This window comes from Terriglobus sp. RCC_193 (assembly GCF_041355105.1).
Taxonomy (GTDB): domain Bacteria; phylum Acidobacteriota; class Terriglobia; order Terriglobales; family Acidobacteriaceae; genus Terriglobus.
The window spans coordinates 782,616-804,741 of sequence record NZ_JBFUPK010000001.1; the positions used below are offsets into that span (position 1 = coordinate 782,616).

At 57.9% G+C, this 22,126-nt stretch carries 19 protein-coding genes; 5 read left to right on the forward strand and 14 right to left on the reverse strand.

Features of this window, described 5'->3' with window-relative positions; genetic code table 11:
• Positions 1-6: 6 nt before the first annotated feature.
• The gene (ppk1, locus tag AB6729_RS03255; protein ID WP_371080122.1) at positions 7-2,355 is read right to left on the reverse strand and encodes a polyphosphate kinase 1; all 2,349 of its coding nucleotides are present in this window, start codon (positions 2,353-2,355) and stop codon (positions 7-9) included.
• 152 nt (positions 2,356-2,507) lie between these two features.
• Here ppk1 and AB6729_RS03260 point away from each other — a divergent pair, with 152 nt between their 5' ends.
• Positions 2,508-2,861, forward strand: a complete 354-nt coding sequence (locus AB6729_RS03260) for a hypothetical protein (protein WP_371080123.1) — start codon at positions 2,508-2,510, stop codon at positions 2,859-2,861.
• Positions 2,862-2,927: 66 nt separating this feature from the next.
• Here AB6729_RS03260 and AB6729_RS03265 read toward each other — a convergent pair whose 3' ends face one another.
• The 5 genes from AB6729_RS03265 to murA form a co-directional block, all read right to left on the reverse strand.
• Positions 2,928-3,863: a heme A synthase gene (locus AB6729_RS03265; protein ID WP_371080124.1), complete on the reverse strand. Its 936-nt coding sequence runs from the start codon at positions 3,861-3,863 to the stop codon at positions 2,928-2,930.
• 26 nt (positions 3,864-3,889) lie between these two features.
• Positions 3,890-4,747: a pyrroline-5-carboxylate reductase gene (proC, locus tag AB6729_RS03270; RefSeq protein ID WP_371080125.1), complete on the reverse strand. Its 858-nt coding sequence runs from the start codon at positions 4,745-4,747 to the stop codon at positions 3,890-3,892.
• Positions 4,744-5,274, reverse strand: a complete 531-nt coding sequence (locus AB6729_RS03275; protein ID WP_371080127.1) for a Uma2 family endonuclease — start codon at positions 5,272-5,274, stop codon at positions 4,744-4,746. Before AB6729_RS03275 ends, proC begins: the two co-directional genes overlap by 4 nt.
• 77 nt (positions 5,275-5,351) lie before the next feature.
• The gene (locus AB6729_RS03280; RefSeq protein WP_371080128.1) at positions 5,352-6,974 is read right to left on the reverse strand and encodes a M28 family peptidase; all 1,623 of its coding nucleotides are present in this window, start codon (positions 6,972-6,974) and stop codon (positions 5,352-5,354) included.
• Between the two features lie 163 nt (positions 6,975-7,137).
• Complete coding sequence (gene murA / locus AB6729_RS03285; protein ID WP_371080129.1) at positions 7,138-8,424, reverse strand: UDP-N-acetylglucosamine 1-carboxyvinyltransferase; 1,287 nt, start codon at positions 8,422-8,424, stop codon at positions 7,138-7,140.
• Positions 8,425-8,483: 59 nt separating this feature from the next.
• Here murA and AB6729_RS03290 point away from each other — a divergent pair, with 59 nt between their 5' ends.
• Positions 8,484-10,082, forward strand: a complete 1,599-nt coding sequence (locus tag AB6729_RS03290) for a hypothetical protein (protein ID WP_371080130.1) — start codon at positions 8,484-8,486, stop codon at positions 10,080-10,082.
• Between the two features lie 48 nt (positions 10,083-10,130).
• On the opposite strand, the gene AB6729_RS03295 is transcribed toward AB6729_RS03290, so the two are convergent.
• Complete coding sequence (locus tag AB6729_RS03295) at positions 10,131-10,379, reverse strand: hypothetical protein (protein ID WP_371080131.1); 249 nt, start codon at positions 10,377-10,379, stop codon at positions 10,131-10,133.
• A gap of 354 nt (positions 10,380-10,733) precedes the next feature.
• Between AB6729_RS03295 and AB6729_RS03300 the strand changes: the two genes are divergently transcribed.
• Positions 10,734-12,023 carry a M24 family metallopeptidase gene (locus AB6729_RS03300; RefSeq protein WP_371080132.1) on the forward strand — a complete coding sequence of 430 codons (1,290 nt, stop codon included), beginning with the start codon at positions 10,734-10,736 and terminating at the stop codon, positions 12,021-12,023.
• Between the two features lie 82 nt (positions 12,024-12,105).
• Positions 12,106-13,941: a PAS domain-containing sensor histidine kinase gene (locus AB6729_RS03305; protein WP_371080133.1), complete on the forward strand. Its 1,836-nt coding sequence runs from the start codon at positions 12,106-12,108 to the stop codon at positions 13,939-13,941.
• A gap of 69 nt (positions 13,942-14,010) precedes the next feature.
• Here the strand turns inward: AB6729_RS03305 and murQ are convergent, their stop codons facing one another.
• Positions 14,011-14,970 carry an N-acetylmuramic acid 6-phosphate etherase gene (gene murQ / locus AB6729_RS03310; protein ID WP_371080134.1) on the reverse strand — a complete coding sequence of 320 codons (960 nt, stop codon included), beginning with the start codon at positions 14,968-14,970 and terminating at the stop codon, positions 14,011-14,013.
• A 142-nt stretch (positions 14,971-15,112) separates the two neighbouring features.
• Between murQ and lepB the strand changes: the two genes are divergently transcribed.
• Positions 15,113-15,670: a signal peptidase I gene (gene lepB / locus AB6729_RS03315; RefSeq protein WP_371080135.1), complete on the forward strand. Its 558-nt coding sequence runs from the start codon at positions 15,113-15,115 to the stop codon at positions 15,668-15,670.
• A gap of 93 nt (positions 15,671-15,763) precedes the next feature.
• Here lepB and AB6729_RS03320 read toward each other — a convergent pair whose 3' ends face one another.
• The 6 genes from AB6729_RS03320 to AB6729_RS03345 all read right to left on the reverse strand — a co-directional run bounded on the left by AB6729_RS03320 (position 15,764) and on the right by AB6729_RS03345 (position 21,640).
• Positions 15,764-15,922: a hypothetical protein gene (locus AB6729_RS03320; protein WP_371080136.1), complete on the reverse strand. Its 159-nt coding sequence runs from the start codon at positions 15,920-15,922 to the stop codon at positions 15,764-15,766.
• A 150-nt stretch (positions 15,923-16,072) separates the two neighbouring features.
• Complete coding sequence (tpiA, locus tag AB6729_RS03325) at positions 16,073-16,834, reverse strand: triose-phosphate isomerase (RefSeq protein ID WP_371080137.1); 762 nt, start codon at positions 16,832-16,834, stop codon at positions 16,073-16,075.
• 69 nt (positions 16,835-16,903) lie between these two features.
• Positions 16,904-18,118, reverse strand: coding sequence for a phosphoglycerate kinase (gene pgk, locus AB6729_RS03330; protein WP_371080138.1), 1,215 nt, complete (start codon positions 18,116-18,118; stop codon positions 16,904-16,906).
• Between the two features lie 176 nt (positions 18,119-18,294).
• Positions 18,295-19,872, reverse strand: coding sequence for a trypsin-like peptidase domain-containing protein (locus AB6729_RS03335; protein ID WP_371080139.1), 1,578 nt, complete (start codon positions 19,870-19,872; stop codon positions 18,295-18,297).
• A gap of 32 nt (positions 19,873-19,904) precedes the next feature.
• A complete protein-coding gene (locus AB6729_RS03340) occupies positions 19,905-21,224 on the reverse strand; it encodes a M56 family metallopeptidase (RefSeq protein WP_371080140.1) in 1,320 nt (439 codons plus the stop codon).
• The gene (locus tag AB6729_RS03345) at positions 21,221-21,640 is read right to left on the reverse strand and encodes a BlaI/MecI/CopY family transcriptional regulator (RefSeq protein WP_371080141.1); all 420 of its coding nucleotides are present in this window, start codon (positions 21,638-21,640) and stop codon (positions 21,221-21,223) included. The genes AB6729_RS03340 and AB6729_RS03345 overlap by 4 nt, the downstream gene beginning before the upstream one ends.
• Positions 21,641-22,126 lie beyond the last annotated feature (486 nt).

Here is a 22,126-nt window from a genome sequence, read left to right on the forward strand (position 1 = left end):
ATACGCTCAGGGACGGCTTGTCTTTTTGCTCGTTGAAGATTTGCGCGCAGCCGACGTCTTCTTCGCAACTGTCGTTGCCTTCTTGACAGCAGCTTTCTTCGCTGGTGTCTTGCTCGCTATTTGCACAACCGGCTTTGCCTTTGCAGCAGGCATCGCGGAAGACGCAGAGTCAGGCCAGGGCAGTGCCGCCAGTTCCATCAAACGTTCCTGCGCATTCACAGGGCGAGCGCCCAGCGGAGGCCGCGTATAACTGCCGTCCTCCTGCAGAAACCGCGCCTTCACCGTGTCCGCAAGATAGGTCTCCAGAATCTCGTGCCGCAGACGTTTTTTCAGGTCCGGCTGCGTGACGGGGTATACCGCTTCGCATCGCTCAAACAGGTTGCGTGGCATCCAGTCCGCGGAGCCGCAGTAAACCTCGGTATGGTCGTTGGCGCCTCCGTTGTCGCTTGTGCTGCCATTCTGGAACCAGTAGATGCGGCTGTGTTCCAGGAAACGCCCAACAATGGAACGCACACGAATGCGTTCGCTCAACTTGCGCACGCCGGGACGCAGTGCGCACATGCCTCGGACGATGAGGTCAATCTCCACGCCAGCCTGTGAAGCGGCATACAACGCGCGAACAGTGTTGCCATCCAGCAGCGCATTCATCTTTGCAATGATGCGCGCGGGACGGCCTGCACGCGCGTGCTGTGCCTCGCGTTCAATCAGGTGCAGAATGTCCGTGGCCAGCGTAACGGGCGCCACCAGCAGCGGCCGGAAGTTTTCATTCTGCGCGTCGGCAGTCAGGTAATTGAAAACCTTCTGCACAGCAGAGGTGACCGCTTCGTTCGCCGTCAGCAAACTCACATCGGTATAAAAGCGTGCGGTAATGGAGTTGTAATTTCCCGTACCCAGATGCGCATAGCGGCGTGTAACACCATCGGGATCACGACGCACCAGCAGCGCCAGTTTCGCGTGCGTCTTCAGGCCAACGATGCCGTGAAACACCTGCACACCCGCGTCTTCCAGCGTGCGCGCCCAGCGGATGTTGGAGTCTTCGTCGAAGCGCGCCATCAGCTCCACCACCACTGTTACATCCGTGGCCTGCGCCGCATCCAGCAGTGCCTGGAATAGCGGTGAGTCGCGCGACGTTCGATACAGCGTCTGCTTAATGGACATGACTCGCTCGTCTTCCGTGCCTGCTTCAATAAATTTCTCGACGGTGCGGAACGAGTCGAACGGATGGTGCAGCAGGATGTCACGATTGCGAATGGTGTCAAACAGGCAGCCCGGGCGTCCATCCTGTAGCGGGGGTGGTACGAATTCTCGTCCGGCAAAACGTGAGAACTTAAGGTCGGCACGGTCGACGGCGCTGTAGACCTCCATCAACCGCGTAAGGTTAACCGGTTCGTCAACCCGGAAGACCTGCCAGCGATCCAGCTCGAAGTTGACGCGAAGCTGATCGATCAACTCCTCATCCGCTCCTGCTGAAATCTCCAATCGCACCGCATCGCCTTTGCGGCGATTGTGAAGCTCCGCACGCACACTCTCCAGCAGTGAGCGCGATTCTTCTTCCTGTAGATACAGATTGCTGTTGCGCGTTACACGGAAGGGCGATCGCGCAAGGATTTCGTATCCGGGAAAGAGCCTCTGCGTGCGCTCTTCAATCAGTTCGTGCAGGAAGAGAAATCGATACGTCCCTTCCTGAGAGGGCAGGCGAATCAACCGTGGCAACATACGCGGCACGGTCACCACGCCCAGCGTGCTGCCTCCCAACGAACGTTTGTCGCGCTTATTTCCTTTGCGGCGCAGCAGCAATCCAATGCATAACGCTTTGTTCAACACACGCGGAAACGGATGTGTCGGATCAATCGTGACCGGCGTCAGCAGGGGATCGACTTCACGCTCATAAAACTCCGCGGCGTGGCGCAGGGCTTCGTCATCCAGTTGCTTCCAGGAAACGATATCGATGCCCGCTTTACGCAATGAGGGCAACAAATCGCGCGTCCAGCAGGAGTATTGTTCCCGGCTGAAACGATGCAGATGATCGGCCAGTTGATCCAATCGTTCCTGCTCTGTAAGACCGTCATCATCATCGCCGGATGGCTGCTGATAGCCGTCTTCAATACGCTGCAGGATACCGGCCACGCGGACTTCAATGAACTCATCCAGATTGGAAGCCGTAATCGCAAGAAACTTCACGCGCTCCAGCAACGGATTGGTGGTGTCCTGTGCCTCTTCCAGAACGCGGCTGTTAAACCGCAACCAGGATTCGTCGCGATTGAAGAAGGAATGGCGCGGCTGGATGCTATGGGCGGATGTTGCGCTTCCGCTACGAGTGGCAGCGGGTTTTCCTTTGCGTGCAGGTGTTGGCATGTGTCTCTTGTGTTAGATGCGGTTATGCTGCGCAAGGCTATCAGAGATGTGTGAACGAACCCGGAATATCACGCAACGTCCAACCGGAATGCGTGTTTCAGAGTCTATAGAAAGAAACACTAAGACGTTTCTTTCATAAAGGGAGTGGCAAGATGATGCGACAGACAGGATTTGCAGTGTTGGCTTTAGGGGCGGTGGTTTCCGCGGGCAGTCTCATGGCGCAGACCGCCAGGCAGGATCTGAAGGATGCCGGTCATGACACGGTAAAGGCAACTAAAAACACCGGACACGCCATCGCCAAGGGCACCGAGACCGGCTACGACAAGACCAAGGAAGGCACCGTAAAAGCAGCTCATGCAACAGAGCACGGCACCAAAGTTGCCGCGCATAAGACCAAGGAAGGCACAGTGAAAGCTGCCGACGCCACGGCACATGGCACCAAGGTCGCTGCGCACAAGACCAAGACAGGCACCGAAAAGATGGTCGACAAGGTCGACGGCAAGTAGGACCTTATCGGAACACAGAAAAGCGGGGATGTCTCAGCGTCCCCGCTTTTCATTTCTGCGCGTTCGCTATGTGGTGGAAGGCTCGGCAAGGAATAGCGGAACACTGATGCCAATGAGCGAAATCCAGAACAAATCTGCACCCAACAGATGGAGCACCTGGATCCACGTCGGTGCCAGCATCAACACATCGGCAACGCCAATCAACATCTGCAACGCAAGATTTGCGAAGAGCAGATTCGCCGCAGGGCCAGCGTTGTTCTGCTTGAGGCGTTTCGCCAGCAGCAGCGTAGCGGCAACAATCAGCAGGGAAGCCGCGGGATGCATCCAGCGCATACGGATCAGCAACGGCGAATCCGCAGCGAAATCGGCTGCAATGGCGGCTTGAAGCGAGTGCGATGGGAAGATCGTATCCGCCAGTGCTGCCACCGAACCTGCAGCACCCGTAATGAGAACAGCCGCAATCGTCAGCAACGATGCCTGTCGCAGCGGTTTGTTGTAGGCCGCGGCCTTCACATTCCCCAGCAGAACAGCAACGGCAGTGGTCGCCGCCAGCAGGATCATCGTGTTCGTGAAGTGGATGGATTGTACGAACACCCGCATATTCGACGTGTTGTTTTCAACGTAATGGCCCAGCACCAGCACCGCGCCCAGAAGCGCTTCCAGTATCAGAAAAACGAGCGACCACACCGCAGCTTTGCGTGCGGGATGCTGCTTCGGTGTAGCCAGGAATGTCCATGCTGTCAGGACAAAGAACATGGTGCCTGAGATGCCGGTCAGCGACCGGTGCATGAACTCAATGACCGTGGCCAGCCGCTGGAAGTGAGGGAGTACTTCACCATTACACAGCGGCCAATGAGCGCCGCAGCCCGCACCGGAAGACGTGGCCCGTACCACCGCTCCCTGCAAAACCACCACTACAAAAAGCGCAAGCGTAGCCCACGCCCACAGACGCACTCCCTTCAAAGAGTGTGTCTGGCTGGGCGTGGCAACGGCGGTATGCATAGTTCGTTTCCCTAACTAAATGTTGTTTATCCTGCAGCAAGTTCTTTCGCGCGTTGCGTCGCGCGCTTCACAGCTTTAATCAGCGTCACGCGCAGACCGCCTTCTTCCAGTTCAAGAATGCCGTCCACCGTGCAACCGGCCGGCGTGGTGACCGCGTCTTTTAGCAGGGCAGGATGGTAGCCGGTTTCCAGCACCATACGTGCAGAGCCGAACGTCGTCTGAGCAGCAAGTAGTGTTGCGATATCGCGCGGCAGGCCAACGTTGACACCCGCTTCGGCCAGCGCCTCAATGATGATGTAAATGAACGCGGGACCGGAGCCAGAGAGACCGGTGACGGCATCCATGTGTTTTTCATCCACCACCACGGTGCGGCCAACGGTTCCGAAGATGCGCTGCGCAATGCCAAGCTGATCTTCCGACACAAAGCGTCCGCGGCAAAGCGCCGTAATGCCCGCACCCAGCATCGCCGGGGTGTTCGGCATGGAACGCACCACGGGAATCTCGATGCCGGCAGCATCTTCAATTGCCGAGGTCTTCACCGAAGCTGCAAACGACACCAGCATCTTCTGCGGTGTCAGTACCGGCCGAATCTGCTCAATCAATGCCGGAACCTGGATCGGCTTGACGCCCAGCAGGATCACGTCTGCCTGCTTCGCCGCTTCCAGATTGTCCGTGATGACCTCTACGCTGTACTGCGCGGACAGAGCGTGGGCACGTTCCGGATGGGCAACCGTGGCGATGATCTGCTCCGCGTGCAGCAGGTTGTTTTTCAGGAAGGCCTGCAGAAGAATGCCGCCCATCTTGCCGGTGCCCAGGATAGCCACCTTGACGCCGGGCATGGCTGCGGGGGGCTGCGTGTTTTCGTATTCCAGTTCTGTGCTCATGCGTTCAGTTCATCCAGTGCTGCAAAAAGAGAGTTGACGTCTACAGAGTGTTCGGTGCCTGCGATGGGCAGAATGTTGTTCTGCGCGTGATGAAGACCATCGCGATTAAAGAAGTAAGCTGCGCGACGTACAGGATCGATCAACCAGATGTTTGGTACGCCCATTTCGCGGTAATCAGACAGGACAGCTTCCGCACGGGAAAGGCGATCTTCCGGGGAAAGAATTTCAATGCAAACCACCGGCGGCGTTACGGCTACCTGTTCGCGTTTGATATCGCGTGAAACCGCTGCAACATCACAAATACGAATCCGATAAGGTGAAACACGAATACGCAATTCGCTGCACGGGACGAGCCCGGTCGTAGACATATGTTGAAGGAACCAGGAACTTAGTAGAACCTGAAGATGGCCGTGATCGAATTCGCCCAAGTTTCTTTCCTCAATGTGGCCGTCGACGAAATCGACGTCAGGGCTGTAGGACGTGTGAAGATACTGCTCGATTGTCATCAGCGCGGGTGCGGTCGCCATCGAAAGTCTCCTCTCTTACAAGAGTAACGCCAGCCGGTGAATACCGGCTGGCGTTTGTGTGCGGTGATCGTTGCCGGCTATTTGGTGGGAACGCTCTGATCCGCAAAAGAGCTCTCCGGGTACCATTCCGGTCGCGGTCCGTTGGCCACTCGTGTGGTGAGCTGTCCCAGGACTACCGTGAACTGTGCCGCGGCTACCTTGTCGACAGGCTGTTGCAGGTCATCGCTGGGCTTGTGATAGCGGGTTTTGACCCAATCCATGAAGACTTTCTGTTCGGGCGAATCCGGTGTCCAGCCGAACTTGAAGGCCAGCGCCGGAATGCCCTGCTTCACAAAGTTCACCTGGTCGGAACGGACAAAGCGGTTCTCATCCGGCTGCTTGTCAAACTGAACTTCCGCATCGTTCAACTGGAAGGCAGCGCGGGCATCATTACCAAGCGTGCTCTCGCCCAGCCCCTGCACCTCGATAAACCGCAGCGGAAAGAGCGGCAGATACATGTCCATGTTCAGGTCGGCCACCACGTCCTTCTTGGGAACGGTGGGCTTGGTGGCAAAATAGGCAGAACCAAGTTCGCCCAACTCTTCACCCGCAAGTGCAATGAACAGAATCGACCGCTTCGGATGCGGATACTTCGCCATCAGCTTGGCGCATTCCATCACGGAAGCCGAGCCGGAAGCATTGTCCATAGCGCCGTTGTAGAGGCTGTCACCATTCACAGGACGACCAATGCCCAGGTGGTCCAGATGCGCACTGACCACCACATATTCCTTCTTCAGCTTCGCGTCAGAACCTTCCAGCAGGCCAATCACGTTGGACATGTGGACCGGCGTGCCCTTGCTGATCGTCGTCCTGGCTTCCAGCGTGCCGGGCAGTGCAAAGTGCGGCAGCGTCTCGCCGGCATTCGCCAGTTTGCGCAACTCTTCGTAGCTGTGGCCGCTGCCTTCAAACAACTTCTCGGCGGCACTGTAGGCAATCGTCGCGCTCACCTGCAAACCCTTCATGCTGTTCAGCGCAGGATCTTCGAACAGAAGACGTGCGCCGCCCGCACGGGCCGGGCCGTTCGCGTTGTTCTGCGGTGGTGCAGGTGCCAGCGAAATCATACCCACCGCACCAGCCGCCGCAAGCTGTTTCCAGCGCTGATCGTTGCCGCGAGCATACGCGCGTTGCGGCCCTTGCAGGTTGATCGGCGGTGCATTGAAAAAGACAACCACCTTGCCCTTTACGTCTGCACCGGCGAAGTCGTCGATATGCTTCTTCGGAATGCGCAGACCATAGCCAATGAAGACCATTGGAGCATTCGAGATCGAGGTGTTCTCTGTGCCGGGAGCCAGTGTCGCATCGGTGCCAATAGGAAAGTCGACGGTCTTGCCGTTAACATTCACGCGGAAGAACGAAGCGGCCGTATCAATGGACGTGGGTACAAGCGCAAATGACTGCTGATAACCGTTGGTACCCGCAGGCTTCAATCCAATCGATTTGAACTGCTCTTCCACGTACGCGACAGCCTTTTCGTAGCCCGGAGTTCCAGCGCGACGGCCTTCCAGCTTGTCATCTGCAAGATACGAGACATGCGCCCACCATGCATCGGCAGGGCCGGACCAGTCCTTGCGTTCACTCAGCAGGGGAATCTGCGCGGAGGCCGCAAGCGAGGCGAACGAAAAGCAGAGCAGCGTAGCGGCAAGCCGCGATAGACGACGCATGGGCAGAGAACTCCTGCGGGAATTGGGTGTCAGTGGCTTCCATACTAACGTGCTCAGGGGGTTTCGGGGGAAAGCCGATGGGCAGGTCACCCGCCGCATACTTCGCAGGAGATGAAGTAAAGGCCCGGCATCGCCGGGCCTTCTACGTTGCTAGTTTTGCTGCCTATCGTTTACTGAAGACCTCGCCCATACGGCGAATCTGCGCGCCCACACCGCGAAGCTTTTCTTCAATACGCTCGTAGCCACGGTCAATGTGGTACACGCGATCCAGGATGGTTTCGCCATCGGCAATCAGTGCGGCCAGCACCAACGACGCTGAAGCGCGAAGATCGCTGCACATTACTGCGGCGGACTGTAACGGCGTGCGGCCGCGAACGGTTGCGGTGCGGCCTTCCACACGGATGTTCGCTCCCATGCGCGACAGCTCCGGCACGTGCATGAAACGGTTTTCGAAGATGTTTTCCGTAATGATGCTGGTGCCTTCCGCCTGCGTTGCCAGCGCCATGTACTGCGCCTGCATGTCGGTGGGGAAGCCCGGATACTCCACGGTGGTAATGTCCGCGGCCTTCAGCGATCCACGGCCTTCGCTGCGTACGCGAATGTTGTCCTTGCCCACATCCATACGCACGCCGCACTCTTCCAGCTTGGCAATCACAGCGCCCAGATGCGCGGGGTTCAGCGAATCCACATTCAGATCGCCACCGGAGATCGCTCCGGCAATGAGGAATGTGCCTGCTTCAATGCGATCCGGATTGATACGATGGCGTACGCCATGCAGCTTCGACACACCTTTCACGCGGATGGTGGACGTGCCTGCGCCTTCAATCTGCGCACCCATGCCGATCAGCATCTCGGCCAGGTCAGTTACTTCCGGTTCCTGCGCGCAGTTTTCCATCACGGTTTCGCCGTCGGCCAGGGTCGCTGCCATCAACAGGTCTTCCGTACCGGTGACGGTAATCTTGTCAAAGGAGATATGCGCACCGTGCAGTCGATCCGCCTTGGCTTCAATGTAGCCATACTCCTGCGTGATCTTCGCGCCCATCAGTTCCAGACCCTTCAGGTGCAGGTCAATGGGGCGGTCGCCGATGGAGCATCCGCCGGGCAGCGCCACGCGAGCAATGCCGGCACGTGCCACCAGCGGTCCAAGCACCAGCGACGACGCGCGCATGGTCTTCACAATCTCGTACTTGGCTTCCGGATCGGACAGCACAGCGCACTGGATCGTGGTGCGATGCTGCGCGCGGCCATAGCCCAGCTCCACATGCGCGCCCATGCTTTCCAGCAGCTTGCGTTCGGTCTCAATGTCGCGGACCTGGGGAATGTTTTCAAGAACCACTTCTTCTTCTGTAAGGATGGCCGCAGCCATGCACGGAAGAGCCGAGTTCTTTGCGCCGGAAACCTTGATGGTGCCAAGCAACGGATTGCCACCACGGACAACAAACTTATCCATGTACTTAAGTCTACGGAAGACTTGTCAGGTTTGCAGGTTATCGGGAGAGGTTCCTTTTTATGTTGAAATCCTTCGGCCGGACGGAAAGCCATCGTCCGGAGCACACGGGGTTGCCAGCCCCGCAGAGGCTTCTCACCCCGGTCATGATTGGCGCATATCTGACGGCAGTGGCCGTGACGTTGGTGATCGTCCTCCTGCACGCACCCCACTTCAGCTACACCCTGGATGATCCGTATATCCATCTGGCGCTGGCCCAGAACATCGCAGCGGGCCATTACGGCATCAATCCGGGCGAAACCACGTCTCCATCTTCGAGTGTCTTGTGGCCGTTGCTGCTCGCCCCTTTGAGTCGCACAGTGGTCGGCGAATGGGTGCCGCTGGTACTGAACATGGTGTTTTCACTGGGGACCTGCATCCTTCTGGGGCGCTGGCTGGAACCTCGATTGCGATCTGCCGGATTCGGCAACCTGCCCATCGCCGGGTTCGCCATCTGCCTGGTGCTGGCTGCCAATATGCCGGGGCTAACCATGACTGGAATGGAACATTCCTTCCAGGTCTTGTTAGTTGTTGCATGTGTCATCGCAATCTTCCACGGATATGAAGGTGATTCGATTCCGTGGCCATATCTCGCCGCCGCCGCACTCGCCCCAGCCGTCCGCTACGAGAACGTGGTGTACACCGGATCGGTTTGCGCGGTGCTGCTGTTCAAGCGTCGCTACGGCGCAGCCCTGACTGTTTTTGCGGTCAGCCTGCTGCCTCTCATCGGATTAGGACTCTTTCTTCACGCACACGGCCTGCCACCTTTTCCCAATTCCGTCATGGCGAAAGGCGGCATGCACGCCAGCGGTGGCGACACAGGCGGCCTTGCCCACCTTGCGGAGCTGACTGTTGAGAACGCGAAGGGCTTATTTCTCCGACCGTCGCGTCGCGTGATCTTTGGGTGCCTGGTGGCGATTGCAACATCCTGCATATATCTGCGGCGACGCTACGCGATGTGGCCCATGATGACAGTCCTGTTGGCAGCGGTTGCAATGGCTCTCGTCGGACCGTACGACTGGTTCTTCCGTTACGACGTCGCACTCCGCATCTTCGTTCTGCTTCTCGCGTTGGGACTGCTGTTTCACGCCATGAAAGGGCAGAGGCTGCTTGCGCCTGTGGTATGGCTCCTTGCGCTGCTGAGTGCCGTGGCCTTTGTGCCCCCGCTCTTGGGATCGCCGGGAGGCTCCCTTGAAATCGCGCGGCAGCAATATGAAATGCATCGCTTCGTGCAGCAGCTGGGCTCAGAAAACGTTGCGGTAAACGACCTCGGCTGGGTCAGTTTGAACGCCCGCGGAAAGTTCTACATCCTTGACTTGATCGGGCTGGCCAACCTCGAAACCCTGCGCGAGGCAAATCGTGATACAGCATGGCTGGATCGCGTCACCAGGGAACACAACGTTGGGCTTGTCATGATCTACGCCTCATGGTTTGACGATCCTCCGCCAGGTTGGATCAAGCTCGGCGTACTGCATCAATCGCCGCAACGCTTTGACAGCCCGATCGCCACCATCGGCGTGGATTTCTATGCGACCTCGCCCGCTGCGGCGCGGCGTTTGCAGCCGCAGTTTGAGGCATTCCGCAGAACACTGCCAGCCCACACATGGATTGCGGAGAAATGAGCAGAGCGCGGCACTCGCTGCCGCGCTCGCACCACGTTATGGGTTGGCTTAAGCGCCAGTTTTAGCGCCGTGGCGATGCATCTGCCGCATGGTCTTCAACTGCTGCATCTGTTCCGGTGTCAACACGCCAGACAGCTCCGTCTGGGTGTTTTGCTGAACCTGGCGTCGTTGATCTTTCTTCTGGTCAGCCGTCAGGGTCGTGTCGCTACGAAGCGCCTTCATCTTCTGCTGGCGTTCGGCCAGAATGGGTTCCAGTTTCGCCGTCTGGTCCTGCGACAAGCCAAGCTTCTTACCCATCTTCAGCGCAACTTTATGCGGGTTATGCGCGCGATGGTGATGCTTGTGTGTTACCTGCGTTTATAGTGCAGAGGTCTGCGGTGCAGCGGCCTGCGCGAAGGCGGCTGTTTCTGTAAACGAGAGAAGAAGGGCAGAGGTGAGGACGATCTGTTTCATCACGGGTTACTCCTTACAAGAGCGGCAAACATCAGCATTCGCTCTGCAGGTACAAACACCCCCGTACGCAATCGTTGCGCGCAACTTTTTGCCACGACTGCTGGTGCGAACGCCACTTGCTGATATCTTGTTGTTACTCAAACATTTCTGCAGGGAAGCGCCATCGCGTCATACGACCCGGCGCGAAGGAGAATCTTCATGAACCGCCGCCATTTTCTCTCGCAAGCCGCATTGGCTGCAGCTTCCACTTCGTTGATGGCGGAAGCACAGCGCCCCGAGACACAGGCTCCTGTGAAGGGTCCCCTGCCGCCATCTATCGCGGCTCTTCCCAACCGCAAGGCAGAAGCAACGCCTATCACCGTGGCGGAACGCGGCGAACGCATCGCCCGCGCGCAGGAGTTGATGGCGCGGCAGGGACTCGCCGGTGTATTGCTCGCAGGTGGAACGTCCATGGTGTATTTCACCGGCATCCGCAGCGGCAACAGCGAACGCATGTTCGCGTTTGTCATCCCCGTTAAAGGCGCGGCATTTCTCGTCTGCCCGTCGTTTGAAGAGGACCGCATGCGCGAGCGTCTCGATACCATCCCGGGCGGCCAGAACGTGCGCATCTACACATGGCACGAAGATGAAAGTCCTTTCGCTCTGGTGGGCAAAGGATTGGCGGACGCCGGTCTGCGCACCGGCAAGCTTGGCATCGAAGAGAAGACACCCTACATCTACGCATCGGAAATTGCAAAAGCAAATCCGAATCTGCAAGTGGTGGATGGAACGCCGATCACCGCTGGTTGCCGCCGGATCAAGACAAAGCACGAACTGGATCTGCTGACGCTGGCGAATCAGGTGACGCTCTCTGTGTATGAGGCAGCGTGGAAGGCCGGTCACCCCGGTATGAACACCGCAGACTTCAGCGCGCTGATGGGCGCAGCGTACGTCAAGAGTGGATTCCCCGGCTTCTCAAGCTGCGAAACAGGCATCTACAGCGCACTTCCGCATGGCTCCATCAAGCCGCAGGTCATCAAGGAAAACGATATCGTTCTCATCGACGACGGCTGCACCGTGGAAGGCTACGCCGCGGACATCTCGCGGACATTCGTCTACGGCACACCCTCCGACAAGATGAAGCGCGTCTTCGACACGGTGCACAAGGCGCAGGCTGCCGCGCGCGATGCCGCCAAGTCAGGCAATGAATGCCAGGCCGTGGACAAGGCCGCGCGAGACATCATCACCGCTGCCGGTTTCGGCCCGGATTACAAGACGTTCACACATCGCCTCGGCCACGGTATCGGCATGGACGGCCACGAATGGCCTTACCTTGTACGCGGCAATAAGACCATCCTCGAAACAGGCATGTGCTTCAGCGACGAACCCGGCATCTACCTTCCAAACGAGTTCGGTGTCCGCCTTGAGGACTGCATGCATATCACACCGGGCGGCGGTGTTCTCTTCACGCCGCAGAGTCCGTCTCTGACGGAGCCATTTTCGGTCTGACAATAAGTCGGGTCCGAAAACGGGAAGGGTGCTTTCCCGCAGCCCTTTGGCGTAGGCTTGTCCGTGCATGATAATCACGTACATGCGCCGCCTTGTGCCGCGAACCTTTTTTGCCCAGCTTGTACTCGGAATTATCCTTGCGCAAACACTTGTGCTCGGCGGATATCTCTATTACGTCGTCGCTACTACCAGACAGGTATCGCGCAAGAACCTGGAAGCACGCATCTCCAGCCAGATTGACCGACTGGCCGCTGCCTGTACCGAACGGATTCGGCGCAGTGATTACGAGGCCCTCCATGAGCTCCTGGAGTTGGCAGAGATCGCGCCCAGCATCCAGTCCACGCGGTTAACGGACCTTGCTGGCAACACCGTCGCTGCCAGCAAGGGCGGCATGAATCGCGAACTGGACGAGCAGGAACGGAAAATTCTTCCTACCGTTACCGGGCAGCACATCTTCCGTGCGAAAAGCGGCCAGGTGGAGGCCGTCACACCGCTGCTGGAAAATGGCAAACCCGTAGCTCTGCTGTGGTTGGAGCCTAACCCGGTTTCCGCAACCAACACGGTCAGTCCGATTGTCCGCATGGCGCTCATGTATGGTGCACTGGCGCTTCTGGCCAACCTGTTGCCCATCTTCCTGATCGTTCGCCGCATGACAAAGCCTATTCGGACGTTGAGCCTGGCGACGCACCGCGTATTACGTGGCACCCTGCCCAATCCTGAGTTTCCATTACCCGTCTCGGTACAAAATGAAGCCGGCGTATTGACGGAAAACTTCAACACCATGGTCCGTGAACTGGAAGAGCAGCGCAGCGGCCTGCTGGAAACACTGGCATTGCTCGACTCCATGCTGGGCAACGCGCCCATCGGATTTGCCTTTCTGGATGCGAACTTTCAGATTGTGCGCCAGAACGACTTCTTCTCCGTCATGTTCGGCACGCAGGACGCGGATGGCGGCGTCCTGGCCGGTTCTTTAGCCGCAGACGTAAGGGCCCGCGTCGCAGAGGTTTTTAAAACAGGGCAGGGCATTCGTAATCTTGAACTGCGGAATGGGCGCGAGGACTCGCCGCGTGCCTGGTTGATGCAGTTCTATCCGGTGCGAACCTCCACGGAAAATGTGCGCTGGGTAGGCGTCGTCTGCAGCGAAATCACAGAACGCCTGAAGGCCGAAGAGACGCTGCGGCGCACCGAAAAGCTGGCCGCTGCAGGTCGCCTGGCAGCCAGCGTGGCGCATGAGATCAATAACCCGCTGGAATCCGTCACGAACCTGCTCTACATCCTTCGCCATCATCAGCCGATGGATGTCAGCGCGCTGGGATTCATCGAGATGGCGCAGGAAGAACTCACACGCGTAGCGCAGGTAACGCAACAGACGCTGCGTTTCTATCGGCAATCGGTCTCACGAGCCCGGGTCGATCTGAATGAGATTGTGGATTCAGTATTCGCGCTTTACCAGCCACGTCTGCTGCGTGCCAACATCAACGTCCTGCGCGAAAGTCGTGGCGACGTCTCCCTTGTCTGTTTTGCCGGGGAAATGCGGCAGCTTCTGGCAAATCTGGTGGCCAACTCGCTGGACGCCATGTCAGGTGGAGGAACGCTGTCCATCCGTATACGCCGCACGGCAATTGCTTCCAATGGTCTGCTGCTGACGGTCGCAGACACGGGACATGGCATGTCGGTGGAGACCGCGCGCAAGGTCTTCGAAGCCTTCTTCACCACCAAGCATGCAACCGGCACAGGACTCGGCCTCTGGGTAAGTGAAGAGATCATTCGCAAACATCGGGGTTCCGTACGTCTCCGCACCCGCGAAGGCGAGCATTCCGGCACCTGTTTCTTCATGTTCTTTCCAGACGTGTCGGCAGAGGCGTGGAGCGACGGCGAACTGGATAGCTCTGCATCCGACGCTGTCCCAGTGAGCTAGAATCCACCTCAGGACAGAACGAAGGGCCAGCAAATGCTGGCCCTTACGTCGTAAATAGAAAGTCTTACTTTAAAGATCGAGCGGTGCATTTTCAATCGCGCGACGAACATTGCCATCTGACTTCTGCAGTCGGCGAACGGCTTCCATCTTATCGACGCTCGCCTTCAGCATCACCACCGCAATCGGAATGGACTTGCCGGCGGATTTGATGGTGCGAATCGCTGTTTCCCGATCGACGCCGGTAACGCGCTGCAGCACATTGATGCCGCGTTCCACCAGCTTTTCGTTCTTCATGTGCACGTTCACCATCAGGTTGTCGTACACATATCCAAGCCGGGTCATCGCTCCGGTCGTGATCATGTTCGTGATCATCTTTTGCGCGGTGGATGCCTTCAGGCGAGTGGACCCGCTGATGACTTCCGGCCCCACTTCGGCCACCATGCAGATATCGGCTGCATCTGCCAGTCGCGTCCCCTGATTGCAGACAATTGCCGCGGTCTGGGCGCCACGCAGGCGCGCATATTCCACCGCGCCCACGACATATGGAGTACGCCCGGACGCAGAGATGCCGATCACAATGTCTTTCCGGGTGGGGCGTCGCTTGGCAATGTCGCGCTGGCCCATATCAGGCGAGTCTTCATTCACATCCGCAGCGCTGGCCAGTGCCTTGGGGCCGCCGCACATGATGTACTGCACCTGCGCGGGTTGCGTGGAGAAGGTGGCTGGACATTCCGCCGCATCCAGCGAAGCAATGCGTCCAGACGAACCGGCACCCACGTAGATGAGCCGACCGCCATCGCGAAGACAGCGCGCCACCACGTCGATAACCTGCGCAATCTCCGGGAGTGCCTTCTTCACCGCTGCGGCGACTTTTGCATCTTCCGCATTGATGATGCGTGCGATCTCAAGAGCCGACTTGGTGTCGAACCCCTCAGAAGCTTCGTTTTGCCGCTCGGTGGCCAGGGAGCGGATGCCCTGCTTATCTTGCAGGGCCGTATTGTTCTGTTCTTCGATCATGAGTGCAGGCATGGATCTTCTGTGTCCTTCGCCATCGTCATTCTAGTCCAAGCTATTTCGATGCCGGGAAAATCCTTTCAGATATCTGCTGGAATCGCTCCAGAACTGTGACTATTGTGTCATCTCGCCCGTCTTATACAGTAGTAGAAGGGCAATGAACGACACAGAGCAGCAGAACGTGGAAGAGACAACTCCGGTACGCAAAGCCGTCTCCTGGGCATGGTTGAGAGACGTATTAGCCTCCGTTGCAGTCTCAGTTTTTATCATTCTGTTTCTGTACCAACCCGTCCGCGTGGAAGGCACCAGCATGGTGCCCATGTTGCAGGACCAGGATCGCCTGTTCATTAACAAGCTTGCCTATCACGTGGGAGAGATCCATCCCAGCGATGTGGTCGTCTTCCACTATCCCCGCGACCTCACCAAAAGTTATATCAAACGGGTCATTGCGCTTCCCGGCGACCGTTTGCGCATCGAGCATGGCCGCGTGTTCGTGAACGACAGGTTACTCAAGGAATCGTACGTCCCCTTGCGATTCGCAGATGAGCGCTCGCAGCCGGAGATGACCGTTCCGGCGAACGAATACTTTGTCATGGGCGATCACCGTTCCATCTCCTCGGACAGCCGCGACTTCGGCCCCGTGGACCGCACCCTGATTTACGGCAAGGCCAGCTTCGTCTATTGGCCCTTCGATCAGGCTGGCGTCGTTCACTAAAGTTCATTCGCGTGGGGAACCACGCAGGGAACACCCCTGCACATAAATTCATTTTCACAGGCCACGCTTCCGCGGTTCTCACAGAAAATTCCATCAATGGCTTTCTGCCAGTGGAGTTTCTCCCTTTTGAAGATGATTCGTAGCAGCATCCTTGCACTTCTTGCCGTTCTCGTTCTTACCGTTGCCGGAACTGTCGCTTCTGCCCAGCCGCGCCATCACCGTCATCACCGCGTCCATCACACTTATCGTCACGCACGCTAATCGAGCCGGGTTTTGGGACTGTCATCCTGAGCAAAGCGAAGGATCTCCACCCAGGCTTATTTTGTCGCAAATGCAAATGCCTTCCAGCCAAAATATGCAGGCTGGAAGGCATTTGCATTTGCGAGAGAACAGTGTCGGGACTCAATACTTCGTGTGAACGATCTTCGCAAAACAGGCCGGATCAAGGCTCGCGCCACCCACCAGAAGCCCGTCGATATCCGGTTGCGTCAATAATGCAGCGCTGTTTTCCGGCTTCACAGAACCACCGTAAAGAATGCGGGCATTGTTCGCAATCTCGGCGTTAAAGACCCATTCCAGTTGTGAACGGATGATACTGTGTACCTCATTTGCAATCTCAGGTGATGCCGTCGATCCTGTGCCGATAGCCCAAACCGGCTCATAGGCAATCACAATCTGCGTGGCATTTTCTGCAGGAATGTTGGACAGCGCGGCGCCCATCTGCGCCATGATGATGTCGCGCGTAAATCCGCCCTGCCGATCCACCAGTTGCTCACCCAGGCAAAGCACCGGAATCAGATCGTGCACGATGGCGGCCTTGATCTTCAGGTTCACGTGTTCATACGTCTCGTTGGCGTACAGACGGCGCTCGGAATGGCCCAGCAGCACATGTGTTGCGCCAATGCTGGTGAGCATGTTCGGCGAAGTCTGGCCGGTGTACGGACCTTCGTTGAGCCAGTGCATCGTCTGCGCACCCGCGCGCAGATGCGTGCCGCGTACGCGGTCAATCACGGTAGAAAGCGACGTCGCCGTCGGAAAGATGATGATCTCGTCCCGTTCATGGTCGTGGACCTTGGGCAGAAACGCATTCAGAAACTCCAGCGATTCGCGTGGAGTCTTGTACATCTTCCAGTTGCCGGCAATGATCTTCTTGCGTGTAGACACTCGAGTGTTCTCTCCGTAAAGCAGCTTGCATGATAGGTGGCGAAAGGCATCTTTCGCCACCCTGTACGGTTACTTCTGTGTAAGTGCCGCTACTCCGGGAAGCGTTTTGCCTTCCAGAAACTCCAGGGAAGCGCCGCCACCGGTGGAGATATGCGTGATCTTGTCGGTCACGCCCGCCATGTGTGCGGCCGAAACGGAATCGCCCCCACCGACGATGCTCGTAGCATCCATGTTGTCCGCCACAGCATGGGCAACCGTCATGGTGCCCTTCGCAAACGCAGGCATCTCAAACACGCCCATCGGCCCATTCCACACGATCGTGCGCGCTTCCTTGATCTCATCGGTGAACAGCTTGATCGACTTCGGGCCAATGTCCAGCGCCATCAGGTCAGCAGGGAAATCACCCGTACCGTCAAAGAGTTCCGTCTTCGCATCGGGTGCAAACTTGTCCGCCAGAATGTGATCGACGGGCAGCAGGAACTTCACACCCTTCTCTTCGGCCTTCTTCAACGCAGCGGCAGCCACATCAATCTTGTCGGCCTCCAGCAGGCTCTTGCCGGTCTTTTGTCCCCGCGCATTCAGGAACGTATAGGCCATGCCGCCGCCCACAATGATGGCATCCACCTTGTTCAGCAGGTTGTCGATGACTTCAATCTTGTCGCTGACCTTTGCTCCACCAATGATGGCCACAAAAGGCTTATCGGGCGATTCCAGCGCCTTACCCAGATAGTTAAGTTCCTTATCCATCAACAGGCCGCTGGCCGATTGCTTCACAAAATGCGTAATGCCTTCCGTCGATGCATGCGCGCGATGCGCCGCGCCAAACGCATCGTTGACGTAAATATCCGCCAGCGATGCCAGCTTCTTTGCAAATGCCGGATCGTTCTTTTCCTCTTCCTTGTGAAAGCGAAGATTCTCCAGCAGCAGCGCCTGTCCCTGCTCCAGTTTGTCCACCAGCTCTTCGGCAATCTCGCCCACGCAGTCCGGCGAGAAAGCCACATTGCGCGAAGCGCCCAGGTCCGCATCCAGCAGCATACGCAGGCGATCCACCACCGGCCGCAGACTCATCGTCTCCACGCGCTCGCCCTTGGGACGTCCAAGATGCGCCGCAAGAATCAGCCGAGCCTTATGCCGCAGCGCATATTCAATCGTAGGAAGCGTCTCGCGAATACGCGTGTCATCCAGAATTTCACCGCCATCCTTGGAAAGCGGAACATTGAAGTCGACGCGCAGAAAAACGCGCTTGCCGTGGAGATCGAGGTCGCGGATCGAAAGCGTTGCCATAACGCTAGTGTAGCGTTTCGTCTACTTCGTTGTTGCCATCTCGGCTTTTCAAATCGTCATCCTGAGCGAAGCGCAGCGAAGTCGAAGGACCTGCTTTCCTCTCCTACGCCTACAACGTCGCGGGAAAGCAAAGGGCCGGCACGAAGCCAGCCCCTTGTCACGGCGTTAATGGAAGATTAACCCGCGTTTGGCGTCACCACGCGATAGCTGGCGCCACCGTTGGACCACACCAGCAACAGCACATTTTTGCCATTGGGCGCGGCCTTGATATTGCTTGCCACCTGGTCTGCGGAAGTGGTCGGCTTACGGTTCACTTCCATGATCACGTCACCCGGTTGCAGCCCCGCATCTTCCGCGGGCGACCCCGGACGAACCTGCGCCACCGCTGCCCCGTTCACGCTGGCTGGGATGTTCATCTGCTGACGGATGTCCGGCGTGAGGTCGCTCATAGCAACACCCAACTTGCCGCTGTTGCCCTGCTTTCCGTTGCTGTCGCCATCATTGGCGGCAACTTCCTTGTCCTTGTTGTATTCACCCAGAGTCACATTCACACTCTGGTGCTGGCCACTGCGATTGATGCCCAGGTCAATCTTCGTTCCCGGCGTCATCTGCGCCACATTCACCTGCAACGCGCTGCCATTCTCCACCGGCTTGCCGTTGATGCTCGTGATGACATCGCCGTTCTTCATGCCAGCATTCGCAGCAGGCGAACCCGGCGTCACCTGCGACACAATCGCCCCCAACGCATCTGTCAGGTTAAAGAACTGCGCATTCTCCGGCGTCACATCGTTCATCGCAATGCCCAGATAGCCATGGTGCACCGCACCTGTTTTGATGATCTGGTCAGCAATCGCCTTGGCTGTCGAAGACGGGATCGCAAAGCTCGCACCCGCAAAGCTGCCGCTGTTCGTCGCAATCATCTGGTTAATGCCGACCAGTTCGCCATGCGCATTCACCAGCGGACCACCACTGTTGCCGGGGTTCACCGCAGCATCCGTCTGAATCAAACCACCCGGCGTACGTGCATCGCCTGACATGGGGGAACGATTCACCGCTGACACAATGCCGCGTGTCACGCTGAACTGCAGCACGCCAAACGGACTGCCAAACGCCAGCACCGTCTGTCCCGGCTGTAGCTTCCCGCTGTCGCCCCACGAGATCGCAGGCAGATCATGCGCGTCCACCTTGATCACGGCAATATCCGTCAGCTTATCCGTACCCAGCACCTTGCCGTTCAGCACGCGGCGATCATGCAGCGTCACCTTGATCTGCGTTGCGCCCTCCACCACATGGTTGTTCGTGATGATGTAGCCGTCCGACGAAATGATCACGCCCGAACCCACACCATGACGCAGCGGCTGCTGCTGCGGCTGCATGCGGCCCTGTCCACGGCCACCACCTAAGCCAAAGAACTGGCGTAGCTGCGGAGGAATCTGCGACGGATCGATCTGCTGCTGTGCCTGACCATCGTTATTGTCGTCCTCCTCCTCCTCGCCTCCTCGACTGGTAACGGCGACATTGACCACGGCAGGCGTCACTCGCGCAGCCAGGCGTTCCATATCCTGATCCAACGCGGAAAGGGAAGACACGCTCTGGTCATCCAGCGCAGCAGCGGTCACCGCGCCGGCATGCACACCACCCATGCCATGAAAAGCCATCGCAGAACCCAGCACCGCAACAGCGGCAAGCGATCCAGGCAGAGCAAAGCGGCGAACTTTTTTCTTGTCTACTAAGGAATTAGTTGTTGCGGACATAGTGTTTCTTCTCCGGGTAACGTTGGTTGGAACTACAACTCGATGAGCAGCCATCCGCCGCGAACGGGGACGGCCACGTAGGGCTGAATAAACTCGGTGGTAATGAAGCGTGGCTGCTGCATATCGTCCTGCGTCGCCGTGTCGATCATGCGCGGCCCACGTGTTGCAGTCGTTGCCGTGCGAAGCAGACGCGGCGCATTCGTCTTCGGTGCAAGAGTCGCATTTGCTTCATGCTTCACCGCTGTTTGTTTCACCGCATGACGCGCAGACTTGCGCACTAGCGGGACTTCAAACGCAGCAGGAACCATGCGCCCTTCCGGTGCGGCTGCCACACTCTTCTGGTGATACAGCTCAATCGCCTTGGCTGGCGTCGTTACCGCCACCTCAGGCTGAATAATCTCAGCAGGGGCCACACGAATCAATCGCGGCACACGGCTCAAACCAGCAGACGCTGCCAACAGGGCAAACGCAGCCATACTGCACGCCGCAGCAGACTGCCTGCGAGACCATCCTGCCACCGGCTCACGCAGCAGCGCATGTACTCGCTGCGCCAGTTCTGATTTGCGTCCCAGCGCCGCCAGGGCCAGCCGCAACCCATTCTGCTGCATCCGCTGTTCCGCCATGCGCGTCAGCGAAGCGGCATACGCCAGTGGCTGCGCAGTCGATGCAACCACTGCCGCATCACACGCCAGTTCACGCTGCTCGGCAATGCGACGATTCAGCCACAGCAGCGCCGGATTCAGCGGCATCAGAACCAGCCCAATCTGTAACGCAAGATTGATCCAGTCATCGCGACGGCGCAGATGCTCGCATTCATGTGCGGCAATCTGGCGCAGTTCATCCGGAGACAGCGAAGGTACAAGCCATTCCGGCAATAGCAACACTGGCCGAAAGAATCCCAGCACCGCCGGCGAACTCACCTGGGAAGAAGAGCAAAGGACCGCGCGGCGATTCCCCGCCGTAAAGATGTTCATTGCTTCTACTGCAATCGGCGTCGCATCGCGACGAACCTGTCGCAGATGCATCCATGCCATGCCAAGACTGATCGCTCGGAACAGCGAAGTCACCAGCCAAACCGCTGCCACCGCCACTGCAAACCACGGTGCCATGCGGATCGCGGCAGGCGAGGCCTGCGGTGCCATTGCCGCCACATGCATCGGCATATGCAGCAGGGGAAGCACAGTCGCCGCCGCAAATACGGCCAGCAAAATACTATGACGCAGCGCCGCGGAAGCCTTCGGCATCAACCGCAGCAGGGCCACCGCCAGCAACGACAGCGCAAGCCCCTGCCACAGGCTCGCAGCCCACGATGTCGCCATCACAGAAGAGATGTGTGCCAACACAGGAGTCATTCCGCATCCTCCTGTTCCGCACCGCGTTTCGCAGCAGCGGCTTCTGCTTCGGCAATGGCCTGTTTCAACTTGTCCAGTTCATCGCGGCTCACATCGACATCGCCCAGCAGGGCCAGCATCAGCCGTTCGCGACTGTTGCCAAAGAAGCGATGCATCACATGCCGAACTTCGCTCTGCTGCGCATCCTGCTCGGCAACGGTAGCGGTATAGACAAACGCGCGTCCCTCCTGCCGATGCTCCACATATCCCTTGGTCTCCAGAATGCGGATCGTGGTCAGAACAGACGTATACGCCAGCCGCTGCGCCTCCGGCATGGCAGAAACCAGGTCCTGCACTGAGCATTCGCCCATCTGCCAAAGCAGGCGCATCAGCCTCAGTTCGGCTTCGGTCAACGTATTGGAGCGATTCCTCGGCATGCGTCCTATTGTGATGGACGAGGTACTAAGGAATTAGTTAGCAGGCGTGAATTGCTGAAAATTGCTGCTCCAGCGAAATCACATGCTCTCCAAGACCGTCATTCTGAGCGCAGCGAAGAATCCCGACGAACCCTCATCCCGCCAAGATCGCCACAAGCTTCCAGCCTCAAACCCAGAACCAGCTTCGCAAGGCGAAGCTCCAACGCGCAAAGCGCGTCTTCTTTGAAGGGGCACGGCTTCAGCCGTGCCATAAAACCCAAACCAAGAAAACTGCGCGGCCAAAAAGACAAACAGGAGCATGAAACAAACCCCGCGCACCCACAGAAGACCATGGCTGGCACCACGCCGAAGGCGTCAGAACCTGTCAAGCCCCCAAACCACCCAACCCGAACAAACCAAAAGAAATGGAGTTGGCAGGTTATTTCCACCAAACCACTAAAATAGAAACAGAACAGAAAAGGGCCACGCAAAGCGCGGCCCTAACCC